The sequence below is a fragment of the Microbacterium album genome, from assembly GCF_014643695.1.
GTDB classification, from domain to species: Bacteria; Actinomycetota; Actinomycetes; order Actinomycetales; family Microbacteriaceae; genus Microbacterium; species Microbacterium album.
This window is the reverse complement of sequence record NZ_BMJY01000009.1, coordinates 228-22,362: the sequence shown is the minus strand read 5'-3', so window position 1 is coordinate 22,362 and position 22,135 is coordinate 228. Positions and strand designations below refer to the sequence as shown.

General features: G+C 72.8%; 11 protein-coding genes. 7 read left to right on the top strand and 4 right to left on the bottom strand.

Annotation, left to right across the window (positions count from 1 at the left end; genetic code table 11):
* Positions 1–5: 5 nt before the first annotated feature.
* From IEX37_RS10705 to IEX37_RS10680, 6 genes are read left to right on the top strand one after another with little or no spacing between them, the layout of a single operon-like run.
* The gene (locus IEX37_RS10705; protein WP_188756263.1) at positions 6–2,198 is read left to right on the top strand and encodes an outer membrane protein assembly factor BamB family protein; all 2,193 of its coding nucleotides are present in this window, start codon (positions 6–8) and stop codon (positions 2,196–2,198) included.
* Positions 2,195–3,136, top strand: coding sequence for a carbohydrate ABC transporter permease (locus IEX37_RS10700; protein ID WP_188756262.1), 942 nt, complete (start codon positions 2,195–2,197; stop codon positions 3,134–3,136). Before IEX37_RS10705 ends, IEX37_RS10700 begins: the two co-directional genes overlap by 4 nt.
* Positions 3,133–4,044: a carbohydrate ABC transporter permease gene (locus IEX37_RS10695; protein ID WP_229663214.1), complete on the top strand. Its 912-nt coding sequence runs from the start codon at positions 3,133–3,135 to the stop codon at positions 4,042–4,044. The genes IEX37_RS10700 and IEX37_RS10695 overlap by 4 nt, the downstream gene beginning before the upstream one ends.
* A gap of 58 nt (positions 4,045–4,102) precedes the next feature.
* The gene (locus tag IEX37_RS10690; RefSeq protein ID WP_188756261.1) at positions 4,103–5,401 is read left to right on the top strand and encodes a type 2 periplasmic-binding domain-containing protein; all 1,299 of its coding nucleotides are present in this window, start codon (positions 4,103–4,105) and stop codon (positions 5,399–5,401) included.
* A 1-nt stretch (position 5,402) separates the two neighbouring features.
* The gene (locus IEX37_RS10685) at positions 5,403–6,485 is read left to right on the top strand and encodes an ABC transporter ATP-binding protein (RefSeq protein WP_229663213.1); all 1,083 of its coding nucleotides are present in this window, start codon (positions 5,403–5,405) and stop codon (positions 6,483–6,485) included.
* Positions 6,482–7,153, top strand: coding sequence for an HAD family hydrolase (locus IEX37_RS10680; protein WP_188756259.1), 672 nt, complete (start codon positions 6,482–6,484; stop codon positions 7,151–7,153). Before IEX37_RS10685 ends, IEX37_RS10680 begins: the two co-directional genes overlap by 4 nt.
* A 52-nt stretch (positions 7,154–7,205) precedes the next feature.
* Here the strand turns inward: IEX37_RS10680 and IEX37_RS10675 are convergent, their stop codons facing one another.
* The 4 genes from IEX37_RS10675 to IEX37_RS10660 all read right to left on the bottom strand — a co-directional run bounded on the left by IEX37_RS10675 (position 7,206) and on the right by IEX37_RS10660 (position 15,269).
* Positions 7,206–8,870: a catalase gene (locus IEX37_RS10675; RefSeq protein WP_188756258.1), complete on the bottom strand. Its 1,665-nt coding sequence runs from the start codon at positions 8,868–8,870 to the stop codon at positions 7,206–7,208.
* A 109-nt stretch (positions 8,871–8,979) separates the two neighbouring features.
* Complete coding sequence (locus tag IEX37_RS10670; protein WP_229663212.1) at positions 8,980–10,902, bottom strand: S9 family peptidase; 1,923 nt, start codon at positions 10,900–10,902, stop codon at positions 8,980–8,982.
* Positions 10,903–10,945: 43 nt separating this feature from the next.
* Complete coding sequence (locus IEX37_RS10665) at positions 10,946–12,730, bottom strand: N-acetylglutaminylglutamine amidotransferase (protein ID WP_188756257.1); 1,785 nt, start codon at positions 12,728–12,730, stop codon at positions 10,946–10,948.
* 16 nt (positions 12,731–12,746) lie between these two features.
* Positions 12,747–15,269, bottom strand: coding sequence for a carboxylate--amine ligase/circularly permuted type 2 ATP-grasp protein (locus tag IEX37_RS10660; RefSeq protein ID WP_188756256.1), 2,523 nt, complete (start codon positions 15,267–15,269; stop codon positions 12,747–12,749).
* A gap of 224 nt (positions 15,270–15,493) precedes the next feature.
* On the opposite strand from IEX37_RS10660, the gene IEX37_RS10655 reads away from it, so the two are divergent.
* Positions 15,494–21,973, top strand: coding sequence for a Calx-beta domain-containing protein (locus IEX37_RS10655; protein ID WP_188756255.1), 6,480 nt, complete (start codon positions 15,494–15,496; stop codon positions 21,971–21,973).
* Positions 21,974–22,135 lie beyond the last annotated feature (162 nt).

The following is a 22,135-nucleotide window of genomic DNA, read 5'->3' as shown; positions in this document are numbered from 1 at the left end:
CCCCCATGCTCGGACACGTCACCACCACCGACTCCCGGCCTCTGGAGGGCGTCGCCGTCACCAACGGCCGCGACGTCGTCCGCACGGACGAACACGGACGCTTCGAGCTGCCCGTCGTCACGTCCTTCATCTCCATCACGCGCCCCGCGGGCTACGACACCGACCGATGGTGGGTGCGGGTCGATCCCGGGGCGGAGCGCGACGAACCGCTCCGGTTCGAGCTGCGCGAGCACCCTCAGCAGCTGCCGTTCGAGTTCGTGCACCTCACCGACACCCACATGACCCACCCCGACCGTTCCGTGTACGGAGACGACGCCGGTTTCGGGCTCTACCGCGAGGGCAGCCTCCCGCACGAGCTCGTCGACTTCCTGCGCCGTCTTCCCGAGCGGGCTCCGGGCGCACAGGCGGTCTTCATCACGGGCGACCTGGTCGACCACGGCTTGGACGCCGAGTTCCGCGCCTACACCGAGGCGCTCTCCGCGAGCCCCGTTCCCGTGCACGTCATCCCCGGCAACCACGACCACATGAACGGAACGCACGGGTTCCGGATCAGCCGCAACAACTACCTGACGAATGAGGGAGACCCCGCCCTCTACGAGGCCCACCTCGGGCCGCGCTGGTACAGCTTCGACATCCCGGGCTGCCACGTCGTGGCCATGGACTGGCACAGCCACGAGCTCGGTCTCGACCACGAGCTGCAGAACGCGTGGGTGCGCAACGACCTCGCGCAGCTGCCGGAGGGCGCCCCGTGGATCCTGCTGTTCCACGACCAGCCGAACGACTCCCTCACGGCGCACCTGCCGTGGCAGCCGGTCGCCGCCTTCTCGGGGCACTGGCACACCTCGCGCGTCGTCGAGGTCGACGGCACGCTCCACGTGAACAGCCCGACGTCCTTCTTCGCGAGCCTCGACTACTCGCCCCCGGCGTACCGGAGGGTGACGTGGGACGGCGAGCGCGTCTCGATGCGGACCGAGACGCTGCCCGCAGCCCGGCCCGCTGCGCTCGCCGACGTCACGCGCGCCACGTTCTCGACGACCGCCGCACCGCGCGAGGAGCGCGCGCTGTGGCGCACGAGGACCGGGGGAGCGGGGCACCGCCAGCGCATCGCGGTCGACCGCGACCGGGTCTTCGCCGGAACCCAGGTGGAGGACGAGCCACGCGGCTGGGTCGAGGCGCTCGAGCTGGGGTCGGGCGCGCTCGTGTGGCGGACTCCACTGGGATCCGCCGTGAAGTCGACCCCTGCGATCGCGGGCGACAGGGTGATCGTCGGCGAGGTGTCCGGCGACGTGCACGCGCTGGACCGCGAGAGCGGCGAGGTGTTGTGGACGCTGCCCTCGAGCGATCCGCTGCGCCGCTTCGCGTGGGGCTCTCCCACCGTCGCCGACGGACTCGCCTTCCTCGGCGACCCCTCGGACCTGCGTGCGATCGACGTGCGCACCGGCGAGGTCCGCTGGCGCCGCACCGACCTCTCGCCGCACCACAACCTCGTCAACCACGGGGCGCCGCTGGTCATCGGGGACCTGCTGGTGATGGGATTCTGGCCCACGCCGCAGTACCCGGTCGGACTGGACGCGCGGACGGGCGAGACCGTGTGGGCGACCGCGTCCGTCGACCAGGGGGCGTCGTTCTTCGACCTGAAGGCTCTGCTCATCACCGGCACGGCCGTGCACGATCCGCGCGAGGACGCGGTCCTCCTTCCGGGATTCGGCGGCACCGCGTGCGTCGACCGCACGACGGGCACGGCGCGCTGGGCGACGTCCCACCCGGGCGGCTTCAGCCCGGCCAGCCCCGTGGTCACCCCCCGCGGCTATGTCGTCACGGTGGCCGGCCACGGCCTGCGGATGCTGGACCCGGCCACGGGCGCCACCATCTGGGACCTCCCGATCGACGGGGACGCGCCGTTCCCGATGGCGTCGTACACCAAGCGCGCCCATCCGGTCTTCGCCCCGCCCGTGCTCCACGGCGACGTGCTGCTGCTCGCGGGGCTGGACGGCACCGTCCGCACGATCGGCCTGGACGGGGCCGAGACCGGCCGGGTCCAGCTCGCGTCGCCCCTCGCCGGCGGCCTCGTCGTCGCCGGCGACGCAGCATCCGGTCGGGACGTCGTGCTCGCGCTGGGCACCGACGGCAACGTCGTCGCCCTCGCCGCGGAGACGCTCGTCGACACCGCTTCGGCGCGGGCCGAGGTGGGAGCATGACCCTCGCGGAGACGGCGCCGCCCCCCGCGCGCGCCACGGCGGAGGTCTCGGCGACGCGTGCGGCGGCGGGTCGTGCGCGCCGAGGCAGGCTCGTGCCGTTCCTGCTCGTGCTGCCGGCGGCGGCGGGCATCGTCCTCTTCGTCCTGGTGCCGGCCCTGCTCTCCTTCGTGGGCAGCTTCTTCCGCATCCCCATCGCCGGCGGGCCGTGGACGTTCGTGGGGCTCGCGAACTACCAGCGCGTGCTCACGGATCCCATCGTCCTGCAGGCCATCGGCAACACGCTGGTCTACTCCGCCCTCACGATCGTGCCGAGCCTCGCGCTCGGCCTGGCACTCGCGCTTCTCGCCAACCGGGCGGGGCGGGCGCGTCCGCTCGTGCGGACGCTGCTGTTCCTGCCGATGACCGCGAACCTCGTGGCCATGGCCGTGGTGTTCCGCTGGATCTTCAACGCGCAGGACGGATTCGCGAACCAGTTGCTGGCCGTGCTGGGGCTGGCCCCGGTCAACTGGCTGGGGGACCCCTCCACCTCGCTGCTGACGGTCGCGCTCGTGGGCGTCTGGCGCACGGCCTCCCTCACGATGATGATCTTCTTCGCGGGACTCGCGACGATCCCCGTGGCGATCGATGAGGCGGCCCGCGCCGAGGGCATCCGCGGGTGGGCCAAGCTCACCCGCGTCACCCTCCCGATCATGCGGCCGACGGTCGTGTTCGCGACCGTGCTGTCGGTGCTGGCGTCCGTTCAGGTGTTCGACACCGTCAACGTGATGACGCAGGGAGGCCCGCAGGGCTCGAGCGAGACGATCCTGACCATGATCTGGAAGCTCGGCTTCAGCTACTTCGATCTCGGCGCGGCATCCGCGCTGTCCCTGCTGCTGCTCCTCGCGCTCATCACCGTGGGCATCCTGCAGCGGCGCACCCTGACGGGAGGAGCGCGATGAGCGCCACCACGACCAGTCCGAGCACGGCGGGCGCGAGCTCGACGACCTCCCCCACGCGGGGCTCGTCCGCCGCCCGGGCGAGGCTGCTGCGGACGCTGGCACAGCTCGGCACCGGGATCGTGCTCGCGGGTGCGGTGCTGGTGTCGATCTTCCCCTTCTACTGGATGCTGCGCACGGCGGTCTCGCCCGCGGACGAGATCTTCTTCCAGGGCATCTCGTTGGTGCCCTCGCAGATCGATCTGTCCGGGTTCGCCCGAGCCTGGGAACGCGGCGGACTCGGGGATGCGATCGTCACGGGAGTGATCGTCACGGGCGGCATCCTCCTGCTGCAACTGCTGACCTGCGTCCCCGCCGCCTACGTCCTGACCAAGGTGCGATTCCCGGGGCGGGGCATCGCGCTCTCGCTGGTGCTCGCCTGCCTCCTCATCCCCTCGCAGGCCACCCTGATCCCGACCTTCATCGGGATCAACGCGGTGGGTCTGGCGGACTCGATGGCGGCGCTCATCCTGCCGTTCATGACGAGCGCGTTCGGCATCTACCTGCTCCGGCAGCAGATGACGGCCATCCCGGACGCGCTGCTCGAGGCGGCGCGCGCCGACGGCCTGGGACACGGCCGCATCCTGGTGACCGTCGTGGCCCCGCTCGCCGCCCCCGGCATCGCCGCCTTCAGCGTGTTCTCGGTGTTCGTCCACTGGAACGAGTACCTCTGGCCGCTGCTGGTCGCCCGCAGCCCCGAGCTGCGCACCCCTCCGCTCGCGCTCGCCGTGTTCCAGCAGATGGACATCGGCTTCGACTACGCAGCGCTCGCCGCAGGGGCCGCGATCGTCACAGCTCCCGTGGTGCTGCTGTTCCTGTTCGCGCAGAAGCGCTTCGTACAGGGCATGAGCGGCACCGAGATCCCCGGCTGACCCGCCGCCCCCCTCCCCAGAGCCCCTCCCCACCCACCCGAAGAAACTGGAGCCCCCCATGAAGAAGCACGCCCCGTTCACCCTGTCGGCGCTCGCCGCCGGCTCCCTCGTCCTCGCCGGATGCGGCGGCGGGACCGCCGGCCCGGGCGCCGCCGTCGCCGAGGCGGCGAGCATCGACGCCTGCGAGCCGAGCGAGGTCTCGCTCACGGTCACGTTCGGCCAGCAGGCCGAGGAGGCGATGGAGGTCGCCGTGGCCAAGCTGCGGGAGGACTACCCCGGCGTGGAGGTGAGCGCCGTCGCGTCGCCCACCTCCAGCTACGACGACCTCACGCAGACCATCGTCGCCGACATCGCCGTGGGCAAGCGCCCCGACCTCATCATGGCCGGGCTCGGACAGCTGCGGTTCTGGGTGGACACCTACGACCCGGCGCCGATCGATGTCGACGCCCTGCCCGACACCTACCAGCGGCAGTTCCTGCCCGCCGGGACGATCGACGGCACGGTCTACCTCGCGCCCGCCCAGATCTCGGCCCCCGTGCTGATGGTCAACCAGGACGCGCTCGAGGCGGCCGGCGCCGGCGCGGCGGCGGACATCTCCGACTACGACGCGTGGATGGCGGCCGCCGAGAAGGTCACCGCTCACACGGGCAAGCCGTCGGTGTCGATCCCCACGCTGGGGCTCGCGGACTGGTTCGCGCAGGCGTTCGTGCAGGGCGCGGGCGGCACGTTCGTGGCGCCGGACGGCAGCGCCGGGTTCGCCGACGAGCGCGGGATCGACGCGCTGTCGATCTGGACGCGCATGCACGAGGCGGGCCTCGAGCTCGGCGTGGTCGACGACCAGGACGCGTGGGGCCAGTTCATGAGCGGCAATGTGCCGTTCCTCGTGAGCACCACCTCGGTGGTCGCCATGCTGCAGGACGCGATCGGCGACTCGTTCCAGTGGCTCCCGATCGACCTGCCGACGGTCGAGGGTGTGCAGGGTCCCCTCCCGGCGGGCGGCAACGGCTGGATCGTGCTGAGCGACGACGCCTGCCACGCGGCGTTCGCGAACGAGCTCGTCGGCAACCTGCTCTCCGAAGAGGGCGTGCTCGCGGCCAGCGGTGAGGGCTTCAGCTACATCCCCGTCGACACCGCCGCGGCCGAGAAGCTGCTGGCCAGCCCCTCGGCCACGCCGCAGCTGACCTACGCGTGGACCTACGACTACGAGCTGACGCCCTGGGGCGGCTTCGACGGCGACGTGACCGCGCAGATCAATGACTCGTTCCGGACCATGGCCCAGCAGCTCCAGACCGGTGCGGACCCCGAGGCCACCGTCAGCGGCGCGGCCGCCACGGTCGACAGCATCCTGGGGCAGTGACGTGGGCGCGGTCGACATCCAGGGCGTGCGCAAGTCGTTCGGCGATGTCGTGGCGCTCGACGGCGTCGAGCTCTCGGTAGCCGACGGCGAGAACGTCGCGATCCTCGGCCCGTCCGGGTCGGGGAAGTCCACCCTGCTGCGCGTGATCGCCGGCCTCGAGCCGGCCGACGGCGGCGAGATCCTCATCGACGGCGCGCCGCAGCGCGATGTCCCGCCCCACCGGCGGGATGTGGCGATCGTCTTCCAGCACTTCGCCCTCTATCCGCATCTGACGGCGCGCTCCAACATCACGCTCGGCCTGCGCCACGGGCTCGGGCTGTCGAAGGCGGAGGCGGAGTCGCGGGCGGTGGAGCTGGCGACGCGGATGCAGGTCGAGCACCTGCTCGACCGCAAGCCGCGTGAGATGTCGGGCGGGCAGCGGCAGCGCATCGCGCTCGCCCGCGCGCTCGCCCGGCGCAGCGGCGTGGTCCTGCTCGACGAGCCGCTGTCGGGCCTCGACGCGCAGCTGCACGCCGTGCTCCGACTCGAGATCGCCTCGATGCTGCGCGCGGCGGGAGCCACGGGGATCAACGTCACGCACGACCAGCTCGACGCGATGGCGATGGCCGACCGGATCGCCGTCATCCACAACGGCAGGCTCGAGCAGGTCGGCACGCCGGACGAGCTCTACGCCCGGCCCGCCACGCTGTTCGTCGCGGGATTCATCGGCAGCCCGCCGATGAACCTCCTGGCGGTCACGGCGGCCGGCGACTCGTCTCTCGAAGGCCCGGTGCCGCGCGAGGCGGGCGTGACCCTCGGAGTGCGGGCAGAGGACCTCGGACTCGTCGGCGCCGCGGACGCGCCGTGGCGCGTCTCCGGCGTCGTGGGGCTGGTCGAGGCGACCGGCATGGATCGCGTCGTCCAGATGATCAGCGACCGGGGCGAGGCCGTCTCGTTCCGGTGCGGCATCGCTGAGGCGCCGCGGCCCGGTCAGCGCGTGACCGTCGGCACGAGCGCCGACCGGGTGCATGTGTACAGCTCGGAAACGGGCCTCCGCGTCGGTTCGGCCGCCGAGCTGGGCGCGGCGGTCGGGCAGGCCGCGTGAGCGGCCCCGTCGCCTCCGCGGATCGCACGCCCGCCGCCGTCGAGTTCGGCGACCTGCTGGTGCTGTTCGACTGGAACGGGACCGTCGTGCTCGATCACGACCGTGCCCGCGGCGCGTTGAACAGCGTGCTGGAGCCGCGGGGCCTCGGCCGGCTGGACCCCGCGGCGTTCGGCGAGCGCTTCCACCTGCCGTTCGACGACATGTTCCGCGCCCTCGGGGTGGCGCCGGCGGACCTGGCGCGAGCCGAGGCGGAGTGGAACGAGGCCATGATCGGTGGAAGCGCCGCTGCCCGGCCGGGTGCCCGCGAATCGCTCGCGGCACTCGCGGCCGGGGGCGCTCACGTGGGCGTCGTGTCCGCGGCGTCCCACGCGAGCGTCGCGGCCGATGCCGCCCGCTTCGGCCTTCGCGAGCTGCTCGCTTCCGTGCACACGTCCACCTCGGACAAGCTCGCGATCCTGCGGGCCCACCGCCCCCTGCGGCGCCGGGCGGTGTACGTCGGCGACACCGAGTACGACATGAGGTGCGCACGGCAGGCGGGCTTCCAGCCGGTCGGCGTCGCGGGCGGCTACGCGGGCCCGGAGCGGCTGCGCGACGCCGGCGCCGCCTGGATCGTCAGCGACCTGCGCGAGCTGCTCGAGCTGTCAGAGCTCGGCGATCCGCCCGGCTGACCCGCGAGTCCCGGGAGGGACGTCCCTGACGGGATGCCCCTCCCGGGGCGCGTCAGCGCTCGATCACCACGTGCTCGTTCGGAACGACGTGGGTCATCTTCAGACCCGTGACGTCGCGCGGGCCGTTGTTGCCGAGGTTTGCGAGGCGCTGCAGCTCCTCGTCGTTGAGCGTCTGGCTCTGCAGCGGCTCCAGGTGCTTCACATCGTCGACCGAGATGCCCAGCCCCTCGCCCACGCGCAGACCCAGCTCGTCGTCGACCATGAGGAAATGCCACACCATGCGCTCCTGCACGGGACGGGCGGCCTGGCCGATGAGGTCGACGAAGTTGGCGACGAGGTCGTCCTTCTCCCACTGCTCCATGAGCTGGTAGCGCTGGCCCGCCTGCGTGTAGTCGTTCGTGCGGGGGATCCGCTTGCGCGTGAGGCGCCCGCGGATCTCCGGCCCTTGCTCGTCGTGGGTGGGGTACTCGGCCTCGCGCAGGCCGCCGGTGATCGACGGCTCGTAGTTGACGTGCGGGTTCTGGCCTTCCCCGAGGTCCACGCCGTACGACATCTGCCCGCCGCGCTGGTTGGTCGCGACGCGTGCGTTCTTGGGGCTGTTCACCGGGAGCTGCAGGTAGTTCGGCCCCACCCGATAGCGCTGCGTGTCGGAGTACGAGAAGGTGCGGCCGACGAGCATCTTGTCGTCCGAGAAGTCGAGGCCGTCCACGAGCACGCCCGTGCCGAACGCGATCTGCTCGTTCTCGTTGTGGTGGTCCGAGACGTTGCTCGTGAGCGTCATGGTGCCGACGAGCTTCGGCTCGAACTCGTTCTCCGGCCACACCTTGGTGTCGTCGAGCGGATCGAAGTCGAGCTCGGGGTGCTCGTCGTCGCTCATGAGCTGCACGTACAGGTCCCACTGGGGGTGATCGCCGCGCTCGATGGCCTCGTACAGGTCCTTCGACGCGTGCCCGAGGTCGGTGGCCTGGATGTTCGCGGCGTCCTTCTCGGTGAGGCTCTTGACGCCGGCGCGCGGGATCCAGTGGTACTTCACCAGGTGCGTCTCGCCCTCGGCGTTCACCCACTTGTACGTGTTCACGCCGAAGCCCTGCATCGTGCGGTAGTTGGCCGGGATGCCGCGCGGGCTGAACAGGTTCACGAGCATGTGCATCGCCTCGGGCGTCTGCGACATGAAGTCGAAGATGCGCGCCGGCTCCTGCCGGAACGTCACGGGATCGGGCTTGAGCGCGTGGATTACGTCCGGGAACTTGATCGCGTCGCGGATGAAGAACACCGCGAGGTTGTTGCCCACGAGGTCCCAGTTGCCGTCCTCGGTGTAGAACTTCACGGCGAACCCGCGCGGGTCGCGCGCCGCCTCCGAGGAGTCGCGGCCGCCGATCACGGTCGAGAAGCGGATCGCGAGGTCGGTCTTCTTGCCCGGCTCGGCGAAGAGCTTGGCACGCGTGTACTTCGCGATCGGCTCGTCGCCCCACGTGCCGGTCGCCTCGAAGTGCCCGAAGGCCACCGCACCGCGCGCGTGCACCACACGCTCGGGGATCCGCTCGCGATCGAAGTGGCTGATCTTCTCGAGGAACTGGTAGTTCTCCAGCGTGGCGGGCCCGCGGTCGCCCACGGTCCGGGAGTTCTGGTTGTCGTAGACGGGATGCCCCTGACGGTTGGTCAGGATCGGGCGGTTCTCCTCGCTCGGAGCCGGTCCCTGGGAGGCGACGTCGGTCATGGAAGCCCCTTTCGTGGCGTCGTTTCGGGGTGCTGTCATCGCAGGTTAGACCGCGCTCGCGCGCGCGTCGAGAATGGCCGTCGCCCTGGCCTGAGCACCGGGTCGGCGACTACGCTTCTCCTCTTGGGACGGGCACGCCGAGCGCCTCGCGCAGGAAGCGGATCATGTGCTCGACGAGGGTCCTGCGTGACTCGGCACGGCGGAACTCGTGGCCCTCGCCCTCCAGCAGCAGGAGGTCGACGGGGCGGTCACGCTCACGCAACGCCTCGACCATCTGCAGCGACTCGCCCAGCGGCACGTTGGTGTCGAGCTCTCCGTGTACGACCAGCAGCGGAACCTCGATCCGGTCCGCCGCGCGCAGCGGGGAGATGTCCTTCAGCAGGGGCCGGTCGCTCACCGGATGCCCGTACTTGCTGTAGGCCGCCGAGGCGATCCACGGCTCGGTGTCCCGATAGAACGTCAGCATGTCGGACATCCCGCAGATCGCGACCCCGGCCGCGAACTCGCCGGGGGAGAAGGCCAGTGACGCGAAGGTGAGATAGCCCCCGTACGATCGGCCGGTCACGGCGATGCGGTCGGCATCGGCGATACCCGCCTCGACGAGGTGGCGCCGCGCGTCGAGCACGTCGCGGAAGGCGTCGTAGCGGCGCCCGACGTCGTCGGCCTGGACGAAGGCCCGCCCGAAACCGGAGGAACCCCGGATGTTGGGCGCGAATACCGTGATCCCCGCCGCCGCGAGCGCCTGGTGCTGGGGGTGGAACACGGGCCGTTCCTGCGCCTCGGGCCCGCCGTGCAGGCTGAGCATGGCAGGGCCGGGCCCCTCGTCGCCGCCGCGCGCGCGGTAGAGCCACCCGGTGAGCTCCAGCCCGTCGCTGGCGGTGAAGGTCTCGAGCGTGGGCTCGATCAGTTCCTGCGTGGGCAGGCGCGGGCTCTCGCTGATCCGGCTCCAGCGGCGCGTGCCGGTGTCCAGGTGCCAGAGCGAGCGCGGCTGCGCCGGTCCCTCCACAGCGAGGATCACCGCGTGCCCGTCGCGGCTGAGCACGGGCGTCGCCGCCACCGCGCCCGGCAGCTCGGGCACGGGGATCCGCTCGCCGGTCGACGTCACGAGCAGCTCGAGCTCGCTGCGTCCGGCGACGTTCCAGACCAGCAGGAGCAGCCGCCCGGCGTCGTCGGCGTCCAACGCCTCCAGCTCGGCGTCCTCGCGCGCGGCGAGCACGCGCTTCTGGCCGCGCCAGCCCTCCACGTGCAGGGGCATCGAGACCAGTTGCCGGCGGGGCAGCCCGACGTCGGTGACGACGTAGGCGACGAGCGGGGCGGGTACGTCGTCGGGCGCCCGGCGCAGCAGCGCGACGTCGGTCGACCCGGTGCTCTCGCCGGGCAGCAGCGGATGGCTCTCGTCCGAGAGACGGTCGACGACCACGCAGAACTGCTGACCCCGGCGCCCGTCGAGCAGGACCACGAGGCGCTCCTCGAGCGAGAGGTCCAGCACGTGCACGAGATCGCCGACGGCGAGCAGGCGCGACTCGCCCGTGACCGGGTTGACCAGGAAGGACCGCGTCGGCTCCTCGGGCTCCTCGCCCGGGAAGGTCACCACGACGTGGTGGCCGCTGCGGGTCCACGGGCCGAGCTCGGCGTGGACCGACGGGGGGCCGGAGATGCGGCGGGCGTCGGAGCCGTCGGGTCGCACGACCCACACCTGGGTGCGCACGCCGCCGTCGGTCGCGATCGCGACCGAGAGCCAGGACGCGTCCGCCGACCACTGCACGGCCACCACCGGGTCCTCGGTGAGCGGGATCCGCCGAGCAGGCGCCGGGGGACGGTCCGGGTCGACGTCCTGCACCCAGAGCTCGGGGCGGCCGGAGCGGTCGCTGATGAAGGCGACGCGGCCGGCGTCGGGCGTCATGGTCGGACCCCAGCTGCCCCATGCCTCCGCGAGGGCGTCGCCCAGCGCGACCGCGTCGGTCGGCTCGGCGCCGTCCCGCGTCGCGGGGATGTCGGCGGTGGTGTCGGTGGTGTCGGTCATGTCGGTCATGTCGGTCGCCTCGATCCTGTCGCGGTCGTAGCCGGGGCGGTCGTCAGCGGATCCCGTGCTCGTGCAGCCACAGCTCGAGCAGCGCGAGCTGCCAGAGCGCGTTGGAGCCCAGCGTGGTCCGGGTGTCGTTGGGGGAGGCGAGCATCCGGTCGACCGCGGCACGGTCGAACAGGCCGCGCTCGAGGGTCGCGGGGTCCGTGAGGACGTCGCGCACGCGGTCCAGGTACGGCCCCTCCAGCTGTCGGATCGCGGGCACGGGGAAGTAGCCCTTCCTCCGGTCGATCACCTCGTCGGGCACGATGCCGCGCGCGGCCCGCTTCAGCACGCCCTTGCCGCCGTCGGCGAGCTTGAGCGCGGGCGGGATGCGCGCGGCCAGCTCGACGAGCTCGTGGTCGAGGAACGGCACGCGGGCCTCGAGCCCCCACGCCATGGTCATGTTGTCGACGCGTTTGACGGGATCGTCCACCAGCATGATCGTGGTGTCGTTCCGCAGCGCGGCGTCCACGGACGTCTCGGCGCCGGGGCGCCCGAAACGCTCCGCGATGAAGGCCGACGGCGCGTCCTCGTCCGGCAGCCACTCCGGCGCGAGCAGTCCGTCGAGCTCGGCGAACCTGCGGTCGAAGAAGACCCGCGCGTACGCCTCGGCGGCCTGGTCCCGCGGCACGTTCGCGAGCGGCGGGTACCAGTCGTAACCACCGAGCACCTCGTCCGCGCCCTGCCCGGACTGGACGACCTTGACCGAGCGGGACACGTCCTCGCTCAGCAGATAGAACGCCACGCAGTCGTGGCTGACCATGGGCTCGCTCATCGCCCGCACGGCACCGTCGATGCCGGGAAGGAGCCGCGAGGCGTCGATCCGGATGCGGTGGTGATCCGTGCCGAACCGCCGGGCCACGAGCGTCGAGTACTCGAACTCGTCGCCCGATTCGCCGCCGGCGGAGTCGAAGCCGATGCTGAAGGTCGCGAGGCCCGTCTGCCCGGCCTCCGCCAGCAGGGCGACGACGAGGCTGGAGTCGATGCCGCCCGACAGCAGCACCCCGACCGGGACATCGGCGACCATGCGGCGGTCCACCGCCGTCCGCAGCGCCTCCAGCAGCGCGTCCTGCCAGTCGCGCTCGGTCCAGTCGGCGCGCGCAGGATCGCGCGTGAACTCGGGCTCCCAGTACACGTGGTCGCGCTGCGTGCCGTCGGGCTCGACGATCCGGACCGTCGCCGGCGGCAGCTTGCGCACGCCGGTCAGGATCGTGCGCGGCGCGGGCACCACCGAATGGAAGGTCATGTAGTGGGCGAGGGCGGTGCGGTCGATCGACGTGTCGACGCCGCCGCCGGCGAGCAGCGCCGGCAGCGTCGATGCGAAGCGCAGCCGTCCGGGCCGGGCGTCGAGGTAGAGGGGCTTGATGCCGAGCCGGTCGCGCGCGAGCATGACGCGGCCCGACGCGTGCTCCACGATCGCGAAGGCGAACATGCCCAGGAAGCGTTCCACGCACTGCCTGCCCCACTGCGCGTAGGCCTTCGCGACGACCTCCGTGTCCGAGGTCGAGAAGAAGCGGTGCCCCGCCGCCTCCAGCTCCGCGCGCAGCTCGCGATAGTTGTAGACGCAGCCGTTGAACGCGATCGTGAGCCCCAGGTGCGCGTCGACCATCGGCTGCCCGCCCGCCGGGCTGAGGTCGATGATCGACAGGCGGCGGTGTCCGAGCGCGACGGGACCGTTACCCCACACTCCCGTCCCGTCCGGGCCGCGATGCACGAGGCATCGGGTCATCTCCGCGAGCGCGTCGAGGTCGGCCGGGCGTCCGTCGAAGCGCACTTCGCCGGCGAGTCCGCACATGGGTCTCCTCCTGTCGTCAGTCCTCTGGTCCCAGGATCCAGGTGTCCTTCGCGCCCCCGCCCTGGGAGGAGTTCACGATCATGCTCCCGGCGGCGGCGACGCGTGTGAGGCCCAGGTCGGCGAGCTCCACGTCGTCCGGGCCTGTCCCGCGCACGAACACGAAGGCGCGCAGGTCGATGTGCCGGGGCTCCAGCACGGTCCCCGCGAAGGTCGGATGCGAGGACAGGGTGACGACCTCCTGCGCGACCCAGCGGTCGGGCTCGCGCGCGATCTGCGCGCGCCGCTCCGCGACCTCCGTCGCGGTCGCCGTCGGACCGATCAGCACTCCGTGACCCCCGAGACCGTCGACGGGCTTGGTCACGAGCTCTCCTACCCGCTCGAGGACGATGCGTCGCTCGGCCTCGTCGCCCGGCCGATAGGTCGGCACGGACTCGATGAGCGGCCGCTCGCCCAGGTAATACGAGATCAGCTGGGGCACGAGGCAGTACACGGCCTTGTCGTCGGCGATGCCGTTGCCAGGCGCGTTGGCGAGCACCACCCGCCCCTCGGCCGCGACGTCGAGGATCGCGCGTCCCAGCTCGGGATGCGCCACCGACCGGAGGTCGGCGAGCTCTCCGTCCAGCCGCAGGTAGAGCGCATCGATCGGCGCGCCCGTCGGCAGGTGCACGACGCGCCCGTCCGCGACCGTCACGTCGTCGGGCGTGGCGAGCAGCATACCGGCGCCCGCCGCGAGCCGGCGGTGCTCGTACCATGCGGAGCTGTCGCCGCCCAAGGACAGCAGCACGATCGTCCCGCCCGGGGCATGGGCCGCGAGCGTCCGCCTCAGGGCGGGCAGCGCGGCGCGGGGATCGAGCAGGCGCGGCGGGCGCACGAGCTCGGCGGCGGCGCCGTCCATGATCTCGCGGGCCGCGATCGCGAAGGCCATGCCGCTGGGAGTGCGCACGTTGTCCTCCAGCACGCGCCAGCCGCCGAACTCGTTGCGCACCACGTCGAATCCCATGACCGGCGCGCGCACGGCCGTGGGAGGCAGACGCAGGGCCTCGGGACGCCATCCGGGCCCGTCCTTGATCTCGGCGGCCGTCACGACGCCGTCGCGGAAGATCCGCCCCTCGCCGTAGGCGTCCTGCAGGAACGCCTCGATCGCGCGCGCCCGCTGCTCGAGCCCGGCCCGCAGCTCGGACCACTGGTACGAGTTGACCAGGCGCGGCACGAGGTCCACGTGGAACCCGCGCGTCTGTCCGTCGACCGTGAACGACAGCTCGGCCTCGGCCGCCAGCCGGTCGCGAAGCTCCTGGCGCTCCTCGATCGCGGCGGGCTTGAGCCGGCGGTAGAAGTCGACGATCCGGCGGTACTGCGGCCGGGGGCGCGCGCCCGGACCGACGGCCTCGTCGCCGGCGCGCGAGGCGTAGGTGCGCAGCGCCGGCACCTCGGGCACGATGCCCTCGGCGGGCCCCTGGGTCTCGGCCACGACGAGGTCCACCACGTCGTCGAGGTCTCCGCGCTCGGCGAAGCCCGCCCGCTGGCGATCGGCGGAGTTGCCGCGCACGAGCAGCGTCTCGGCCAGTCGCTGCACCTCGTCCCAGTCGCCGAGCTCCTCGAGCTGGGGACGCAGGCCCGCGATCATGCCGCGCACGGCCGCCGCGGCGGGCACGGGACGCGGATGCGCGTCGAGCGACAGGAGGTTGCCGCTGAGGCCCCCGCGCGCCGCCTGCCAGATGGCCGCGCGGTGCAGCGGCGGGGCGACGGGCGTGAACGGGACGCCCGCCTCGACGTCGCGCGCCGTCGCGAGGACGAGGGCTCGGAACAGCCCGGCGAGCAGCACCGCGTCGTCGACGACCGGGCATGCGTCGCACACGCGCAGCTCGAGCGTCGGAGCGTGCGAGGACGGGCGCACGTCGAAGTACGCCATCTTCTCGTCGGCGATGACGCCCGTGCGGATGAGGTCGGCCACGAGCTGGTCGTACTCGGCGGCGGACGCGAGGGGGCCCGTCGCTCCGGTCGTGGGCCAGCGCTGCCAGATGATCGTGCGGATGCTCGCGTAACCGGTGTCGTGACCGTTCCAGTACGGCGAGCTCGCAGACAGCGCCAGCAGGGTGGGCAGGTGGCGCTGCACGCGCTGCGCGATCTCGACGGCCAGGTCCCGGTCGTCGACCCCGACGTGGATGTGCGCGCCGCAGATGAGCTGCTCGTCGACGAGCAGCCGGTACTGCTCCTGCATCCGCCCGAACCTTCCGTTGGCCGTCAGCTCGAAGTCGGCGAACTCCGAGCGCGGAGCCGTGCCGGCCGCCGCGATCGCGAGGCCGGCGTCGGCCGCGACCGTCGCGAGCCCGCGTCGGAGGCCCAGGATGTCCTGCCGCAGGTCGTCGAGCGTCCGCGCGATCCCGGAGTTCGTCTCGACCGTCGTGCGCTGCAGCTCCGCGGAGTAGCTGCGCGCGGGGAGGCGGGCGAGCAGCTGCGGCGCACGCGCCGACAGCTTGCGGCTACCGGCGTCGATCAGATGGAACTCCTCCTCCACGCCCAGAGTTCCCGCCACCGTCATCTCGCCAGCGTAGGGGCAGGCTGTTTCGAGCGCATGAACCTTGCGAGGCGCTCGGTTTCATGGCATAGGCACCGTCTGGCGGTCGCGGAACCGACGGCGGATGTCCCTGGTCGGACGAGGACGGCCGTCCCTGTCCGCCCGGGACACACGTGCGTCACCATGCCCTTGGGCGCAGGTCGCGCCCGCGCGGCCCCCGCCTGCGCCGAACCCGAGACCGTGTGCCCATGACCGCCTCCCTCCTGCGTCCGTCCTCCCTCCGATCTCCGCTCCGTCGGCTCGTCGCCTCCCTGGGTGCGGTGATCCTGCTCGTGTCCCTGATGGTGGCCGCTCCGGCGAGCCCCGCGGGGGCGGCCGGCGGCGACCTGCTGTACTTCGGCGACGGCGAACCGCGCATGACGGCGGGCGCGAACGGCGTCATCCGCGCCCACGGCGCGCTGCGCTCCGTGGTGACCTGCCTGCCCGGCGGCACCAACGACTTCGCCTTTCCGGCGTCCGACATCTTCATCGTCGCCGCGGGCTCGGCGCGGCCGTTCCAGAAGCTCGCGCAGGCGGACGGCACGAAACCCGCCACGGTCATCGGCTTCGGCAGCTCGGGGGCGTTCCTGGAGGAGATCCTCGCGATCACCGGACCACAGGGCGCGCTGGGGGAGGGCACCTATGACGTCGTGATCAACAACTGCCAGGACGGCGTCTACAACCCGGTCTACGACAGCGTCTTCCCGGGCGCGATCACGGTGCAGTACCCCGCGGTGCTGCCGCCGTACCGGGACTCGATCGGACAGCTGAAGCGGCAGGCCGCGGAGTCGGCAGCACTATGGATCACCACCAGCATCCTCGTCCAGGCGCTCAAGGGCGCGTACGAGGGCAAGGACCCCAAGTCGCTCGTGGACGCCATCATCACGTCGCCCGGGTGGTTCATCACCCTCATCGACGAGATGGTCGCGCTGAAGAAGAAGCTCACGCCCGCCTCCGGCGGACCTGCCGCGGTCATCCAGGGCACCGTGGACCTCGCCGCCTCCCAGGCCAACCGCTGGCTCGCGATCGCGGAGGACCCGCCCGACCACGACTACCGCCAGCCCACGGTCATCGAGCCGATCGAGACCCTGCCGGCCGCGTCCGCGTTCGGGCCGAAGGCCGCGCTCGAGGGCCTCGCCGCGCCCTCGGCCACCGAGACCGCGCTCGCCGACGCGTTCCTGCACGCGCTCGAGCGCTATCAGGGGGCGACGTACGCGTCGGACGGCGAGTGGGCGCTCATCCACGCGCGGGAGCTGCGGCAGCTGGCCCTGGCGCTCGCGGTGGCGAGCGAGTCGACGGGCGAGGCCGTCGCGGAGCTGCGCGAGAGCGTCGGCGAGCTGACCCGCTGGGACGAGACCGTGTACGGGATGGTGGTGGAGGCAGGTCGGCTCCGGACGGGCACGTGGACGCCCGCGCAGCGCCAGACGCTGCTGAACCTGGGTCTGACGCCGGAGGAGATGACCGAGGCGCACCGGGTGGCGAGCGATGCCGGCCCGTTCGCGAACGCCGCGGGCCGGACGGTCGCGGCCATGCAGGAGAACCTCGGGCGGCTCGAGACCGGCCAGGGGGCCATGGCCGCCGAGCTGCGCGCCTACGCCGAACGGCTGGAGGGCGTCATCGCCGGGCTCGAGGCGCAGTCGGCCGTGCCCCGCACCGCGCCGGTCGCGGATGCCGGCGGCCCGTACACGGCGGCGGTCGGGCAAGAGCTCGCCGTGGACGCGCGTGCCTCGGTGGCCGGGACGGGCGGCGCGATCTCCGCGTATGAGTGGGACCTCGACGGCGACGGCGCGTTCGACGACGCGGCCGGGGAGTCGGCGTCATTCGTGCCGACCGTGACCACGCCGGGCGTGATCGGCGTGCGCGTGACCGCGGAGGACGGCGCAGTGTCGGTGGCGTACGCGCCGCTGACGCTGGATCGCGGGGACCGCCCCACGATCGACAACGACGGCAGCGTGTTCCTCACGGCCAAGGCGGGGGAGCAGTTCACGCTCTCGGTGCCGTTCTCGGGGGGCACGGCCCAGTGGCTGCTCGACGGCGAGCCCGCGGGCAGCGGGGACACCTTCGTCTTCACGCCGACGCGCGACGACCTCGGCGTCTTCCACCTGGACCTCGTGGTCACCGCGCCGCACGGCGGCAGTGCCGTCGAGAACTGGTACCTCAGCGTCGTGGACGTGGACGACGACGCCGACGGCTGGGTCGCCACCGCCGACTGCGACGACACCGATGCGCTCGTCCACCCGGGGCGCACGGAGATCCCGGGCAACGGGGTCGACGACGACTGCAACCCGGGCACGTCCGACGTGCCGGGCGACGGGATGGCCGGCACCGTCTCGTCCTGGGGTGAGCTTCCGGAGGTCAACTCGCTCGTGCTCGGGCGCTCGGCGGGCAACGTCGAGCTGTCCCGGACGCCCGCCGACATCCGCGGCCTCGACGGCGTGCGGCGCGTGGCGGCCGGACATCGCATGGGCCTCGCACTCACCGACACGGGGGCCCTGTGGGCGTGGGGATACGGCACCGACGGCCAGCTCGGCCGCGGCAGCAACGCCGAGGCAGGTACACCGGTGGCCGTCACAGGGCTGTCGGGCACGGGACAGCTGGGGGTCGAAGGACCCGCGGTGACCGAGATGGACAGCAACCGCATCGGGATCGCGCTCCTCGCCGACGGCACCGCCGCCGCCTGGGGGCCGAACGCCCGCGGGGCGCTCGGCACCGGCAGTGCCGCGACGTCGCGCAACGTGCCCGAGCTCGTCCGAGGCCCCGACGGTGTGCTGACAGACGCCACGGCCGTCGCCGCGGCGGGGACCTTCGCCGCGGTCGTGAGCGACGGCGACGTCTACGTCACGGGAGGAGCGTGCGGCACCGAGGCCGGTCGCACCGCGGCGCGCGTGCCCGGGCTTCCGGGGCCGGCTGTGGCGCTCGCCGGCGGCGCCGGGCACCTCCTCATCGCGCTCGCCGACGGCACGCTGCACGGCTGCGGCGCCAATGACCGCGGCCAGCTCGGGGAGGGGCCGGCCGAGATCGGCGCTCCCGTGGCGATCGAGCTCGGGGAGGACGGCGCGCGACCGGCGCGCCTGGCCGCCGGAGACGGGTTCTCGCTCGTCTTGGACGCCGCGGGAACCGCGTGGGCGTGGGGACGCGACGACGTCGGTCAGCTCGGCGGCGGCGCGCCCGGTGCGGACCGCTCGGTCCCGCGGGCGGTGGCTCTCCCGGAGGGCGCGGCGGTGACCGGGCTCTCGGCCGGCGGCGCGCGGGCGGCGGTGACGCGCGCCGACGGGACGCTCGTGACGTGGGGAGGCGGCACGGCCACGCCGACCGAGGCGGAGCAGGTCGCCGGGGGCAGTGCGGTCTACTCGGCGGCGGTCGGGGACGCGGGCGAGGTGACCTACGCGGTGCTCAGCCGCAGCCGGCCGCTCGTGGTGTGGGGCACGGCCTCCTACGGCACGGCGGGAATCGGCGTGCTCGGCGACAACCTCGCCCCGACCGTCTCGACGCTGCCGTCCTTCCGCGACATCCGCTTCAACGGCGTCGCCGGGGCGGGGATCGACCGGGAGGGGCTCGTCTGGTCGTGGGGCTCGGCCTCGCACCTCGGTGCCGGGCACACGGGGCCGGGTGGACCGACGCGGCTCGTCCCGGGTCCCGTGCTCGGAGTGGGCGGAGCAGAGGGGTCCCAGCTTCGTGCGCGCGCCTTCGGCTCCCATGTGGGGCACGGCGGCAAGTTCGCCGCGATCCTCGACGGCGGGCAGGTCGCGATCTGGGGGAGCAGCGGCGGCCATGCGGGCGACGGCGTGCCGCAGGGATACCGACCGCATCCCACCCTCGTGCTCGACCCGACCGGCACGGAACCGCTGACGGGTGTCGCGCAGATCGCCGTCGCGACGCACGGCAACCTCGCCGTGCTGGAGGACGGGCGCGTGCTCGGTTTCGGCAGCGGCTCTATCGACCCGTGCAAGGCACCCGGCGGCGGCAACGTCGGCAACCTCCCCGTCGTCATCGAGAGCGTGGGAGACGACATCCGCCAGGCCGTCGTTCAACAGACCGCGGGCAGCGCGTTCTTCCTCACCCGCGACGGGGAGCTGCTCTCGTGTGGCGTGAACGGCTACATCGGCCGCACCCTGCCGCCGAACACGCACGGGTGGATCGTCGGCCAGGTGCAGGGCATGGGTCCCGGCGAGGTCGCCCAGGTCGTGGCGGGCCTGCAGAGCACGCTCGTGCTGAAGACGGACGGCACGGTCTGGGGTTGGGGCCAGGACTACGACTGCGCGCTCGGCTGCACCGAGGGACAGTCCGCGCCGGACCGCGTCCGCCCGCTGCCCGAGCAGATCCACCTGCCCGAGGGACCCCGCGTGGTGGCGATCGAGCACTGGACGGTCGGCAGCTTCGCGATCCGCGAGGACGGCAGCGTGCTGGGCTGGGGCTGGAACCGCAACGGCCAGATCGGGTTGCCGGCCGGCACGCGTGTCGACGTGCCCACCCTGATTCCGATGCCCGGTGACCGTCCGGTGGCGGCCATCGACGCCGCGATCAGCGGCGCGTTCCACCAGAGTCTCGCGCTCGCGCAGGTCGGCGATCCGCTCGAGCGGCTGGCGGAGGTGCGGGGCCCCGGGATCGAGGCCTCCGTCGCGGATGCGTCAGTCGCCGAGGGGGATGTCGCGCGGATCGACGTGACGATCACGCATCCCGCGCGCGTCGACCTGGAGGTCGCGTACGAGACGCGGGACGGGTCCGCCGCGGCAGGCCGTGACTATGTCGCGACGAGCGGCAGCGTCGTCGTGCCCGCGGGCGAGACGACGGCGGTGATCGAGGTGCCGACGCTCGACGACGACATCGCCCAGGACGGTCTCGAGCGCGCCTTCGAGGTGGTCCTGTCGTCGCCGCCGGCGTGGGCGTCGCTGGGCGACGACGTCGCGACCGTGTCCATCTCCGACGACGATCCCGCGCCCGCCGTCTCCGTCTCGTCACCCGCGCCGGTGACGGAGGGACACACCGGCAGCCGCGACGTCGTCTTCGAGGTCACGCTCGACCGTCCCAGCCACGCGGAGACGTCCGTGTCGTGGCGCACGGTCGACGGCACCGCGCACTCGACCGGCGACTACATCGGCGCCGACGGCACCCTGACGTTCGCGCCGGGGCAGACGAGCGCGACGGTCCCGGTCGGGGTCAACGGCGACACCGTGCTGGAGCCGGACGAGACGTTCACCGTCGAGCTGTTCGACCCGCGGGGAGTCACAATCGGCACCGGGACGGCGGAGGCGACGATCGTCGACGACGAGCCCGTGTTGGTGGAGGCGAGCGACCAGATCGTCCCGGCCCCGGCGGAGACCGTGGTCGTGCCCTTCACGATCTCGGCCCCCCAACTGGTGCCCGGCGACACCGTCACGGTGCCCTGGTCGGTGACGGCGCCCTGGCAGGAGGGCGACCCGACCCCGGACGGCGTGGCGGGGTCCGGAGTCGTACAGCTGACGGCCGAGAACCCGTCCGCGGTCGTCGAGGTGACGGTCGAGGCGGGCGAGCGGGAGGCGCCGCAGCGCTTCCTGCTCGACGTCTCGGCCGCGAGCGCGTCCTCCGGGCGGGACGTGATCGCGACCCGGGGGACCGGCACCATCACGCCTGGCGAGCTCCCGCCGCCGGTCGCGGCGATCGCCGGTCCGACCGAGGTCGCCGAGGGCACGACCGCGACGTACAGCGCCGCCGCCTCGACCGGCGAGGGCGACCTGGAGTTCGCGTGGGACCTCGACGGCGACGGCGAGTTCGACGACGCCGCGACCGCGGAGGTCGACGTGGAGCTGCGCTCCTTCGGCACGCGGGACGTCGCCGTGCGCGTCACGGACGAACGTGGCCTGGCCGACACCGCTCGCCGCACGATCACCGTCACGAACGTGGCCCCGGCGCTGTCGCCGATCGACGACGCCGAGCTCGCCCCGGGCGGAACCCTGCGCGCCGAGGGCACCTTCGCCGATCCCGGTGACAACACCTGGACGGCCACGGTCGACTTCGGCGGCGGGCCGGAGCCCCTGGCGCTCGATGGATCACGGTTCGCGATCGAGCACCGGTTCGACCGGCCCGGCGTGTTCAGCGTCACCGTCCGCGTGTGCGACGACGGCGGCGCCTGCGGGGCGACGAGCTTCACCGTCACGGTGGCTGCAGCCCCGCCGGCGATCACCCGCGTCTCTCCCGACCGCGGGCCCGAAAGCGGGGGCACGCGCGTGAGCATCGCGGGCACCGACCTGTTCCCGCCCCCCGCTCTCCTGCAGCGGGCGGCGGGGCAACCCTCCGTCGCGTTCGGCGGCGTGGCCGGCACGGACGTGACGTGCGGTCGCGTCGGGGGAGAGGACGTCTGCGAGGTCACGACGCCGCGGCACGCGCCGGGCGAGGTCGACGTAACCGTCACCACGCCGGCCGGCACCGCCACGGCGCCGCGGGCCTTCGCCTACGAAGCGCTCCCGGCCCCCGATCCGGACCCGCAGCCCGGCCCGGACCCGCAGCCGGACCCCGAGCCGGACCCGACGCCGGACCCCGATCCCGACCCGACGGAGCCGGCCCCCGATCCGACGGAGCCCGTCGGTCCCGCCCGGCCCGACGGCGGCCCCATCGCCGCCACGGGCGGCACCGCCTCCACGTGGCTGATCGCCGCGGCGCTCCTCGCGTTGCTGGCGGGCTCGGTGCTCCTGGGTCGCCGCCGGGCCCGGTGACGGGTGGGTTCTTTTGCTCCTTTTCTTTTTCTCCCGCGTGTTTTCTTTTTCTCCCACGCTCTTCTTTTTTCCTCCCGCTCGTCGGGCCCCGAGGGGCCGCTCCTCGGGGGAGGCGCTTCGCTTTGCTTCGCGCGCCGGGCGCTGCGCGCCTGGTTGGCGGGC

Coding starts and splice junctions, on each gene's coding strand:
- IEX37_RS10700 (WP_188756262.1), top strand. CDS start 2,195: ATGACCCTCGCGGAGACGGCGCCGCCCCCCGCGCGCGCCACGGCGGAG.
- IEX37_RS10705 (WP_188756263.1), top strand. CDS start 6: ATGCTCGGACACGTCACCACCACCGACTCCCGGCCTCTGGAGGGCGTC.
- IEX37_RS10690 (WP_188756261.1), top strand. CDS start 4,103: ATGAAGAAGCACGCCCCGTTCACCCTGTCGGCGCTCGCCGCCGGCTCC.
- IEX37_RS10675 (WP_188756258.1), bottom strand. CDS start 8,870: ATGACCGACGTCGCCTCCCAGGGACCGGCTCCGAGCGAGGAGAACCGC.
- IEX37_RS10695 (WP_229663214.1), top strand. CDS start 3,133: ATGAGCGCCACCACGACCAGTCCGAGCACGGCGGGCGCGAGCTCGACG.
- IEX37_RS10660 (WP_188756256.1), bottom strand. CDS start 15,269: ATGACGGTGGCGGGAACTCTGGGCGTGGAGGAGGAGTTCCATCTGATC.
- IEX37_RS10670 (WP_229663212.1), bottom strand. CDS start 10,902: ATGACCGACATGACCGACACCACCGACACCACCGCCGACATCCCCGCG.
- IEX37_RS10655 (WP_188756255.1), top strand. CDS start 15,494: ATGACCGCCTCCCTCCTGCGTCCGTCCTCCCTCCGATCTCCGCTCCGT.
- IEX37_RS10665 (WP_188756257.1), bottom strand. CDS start 12,730: ATGTGCGGACTCGCCGGCGAAGTGCGCTTCGACGGACGCCCGGCCGAC.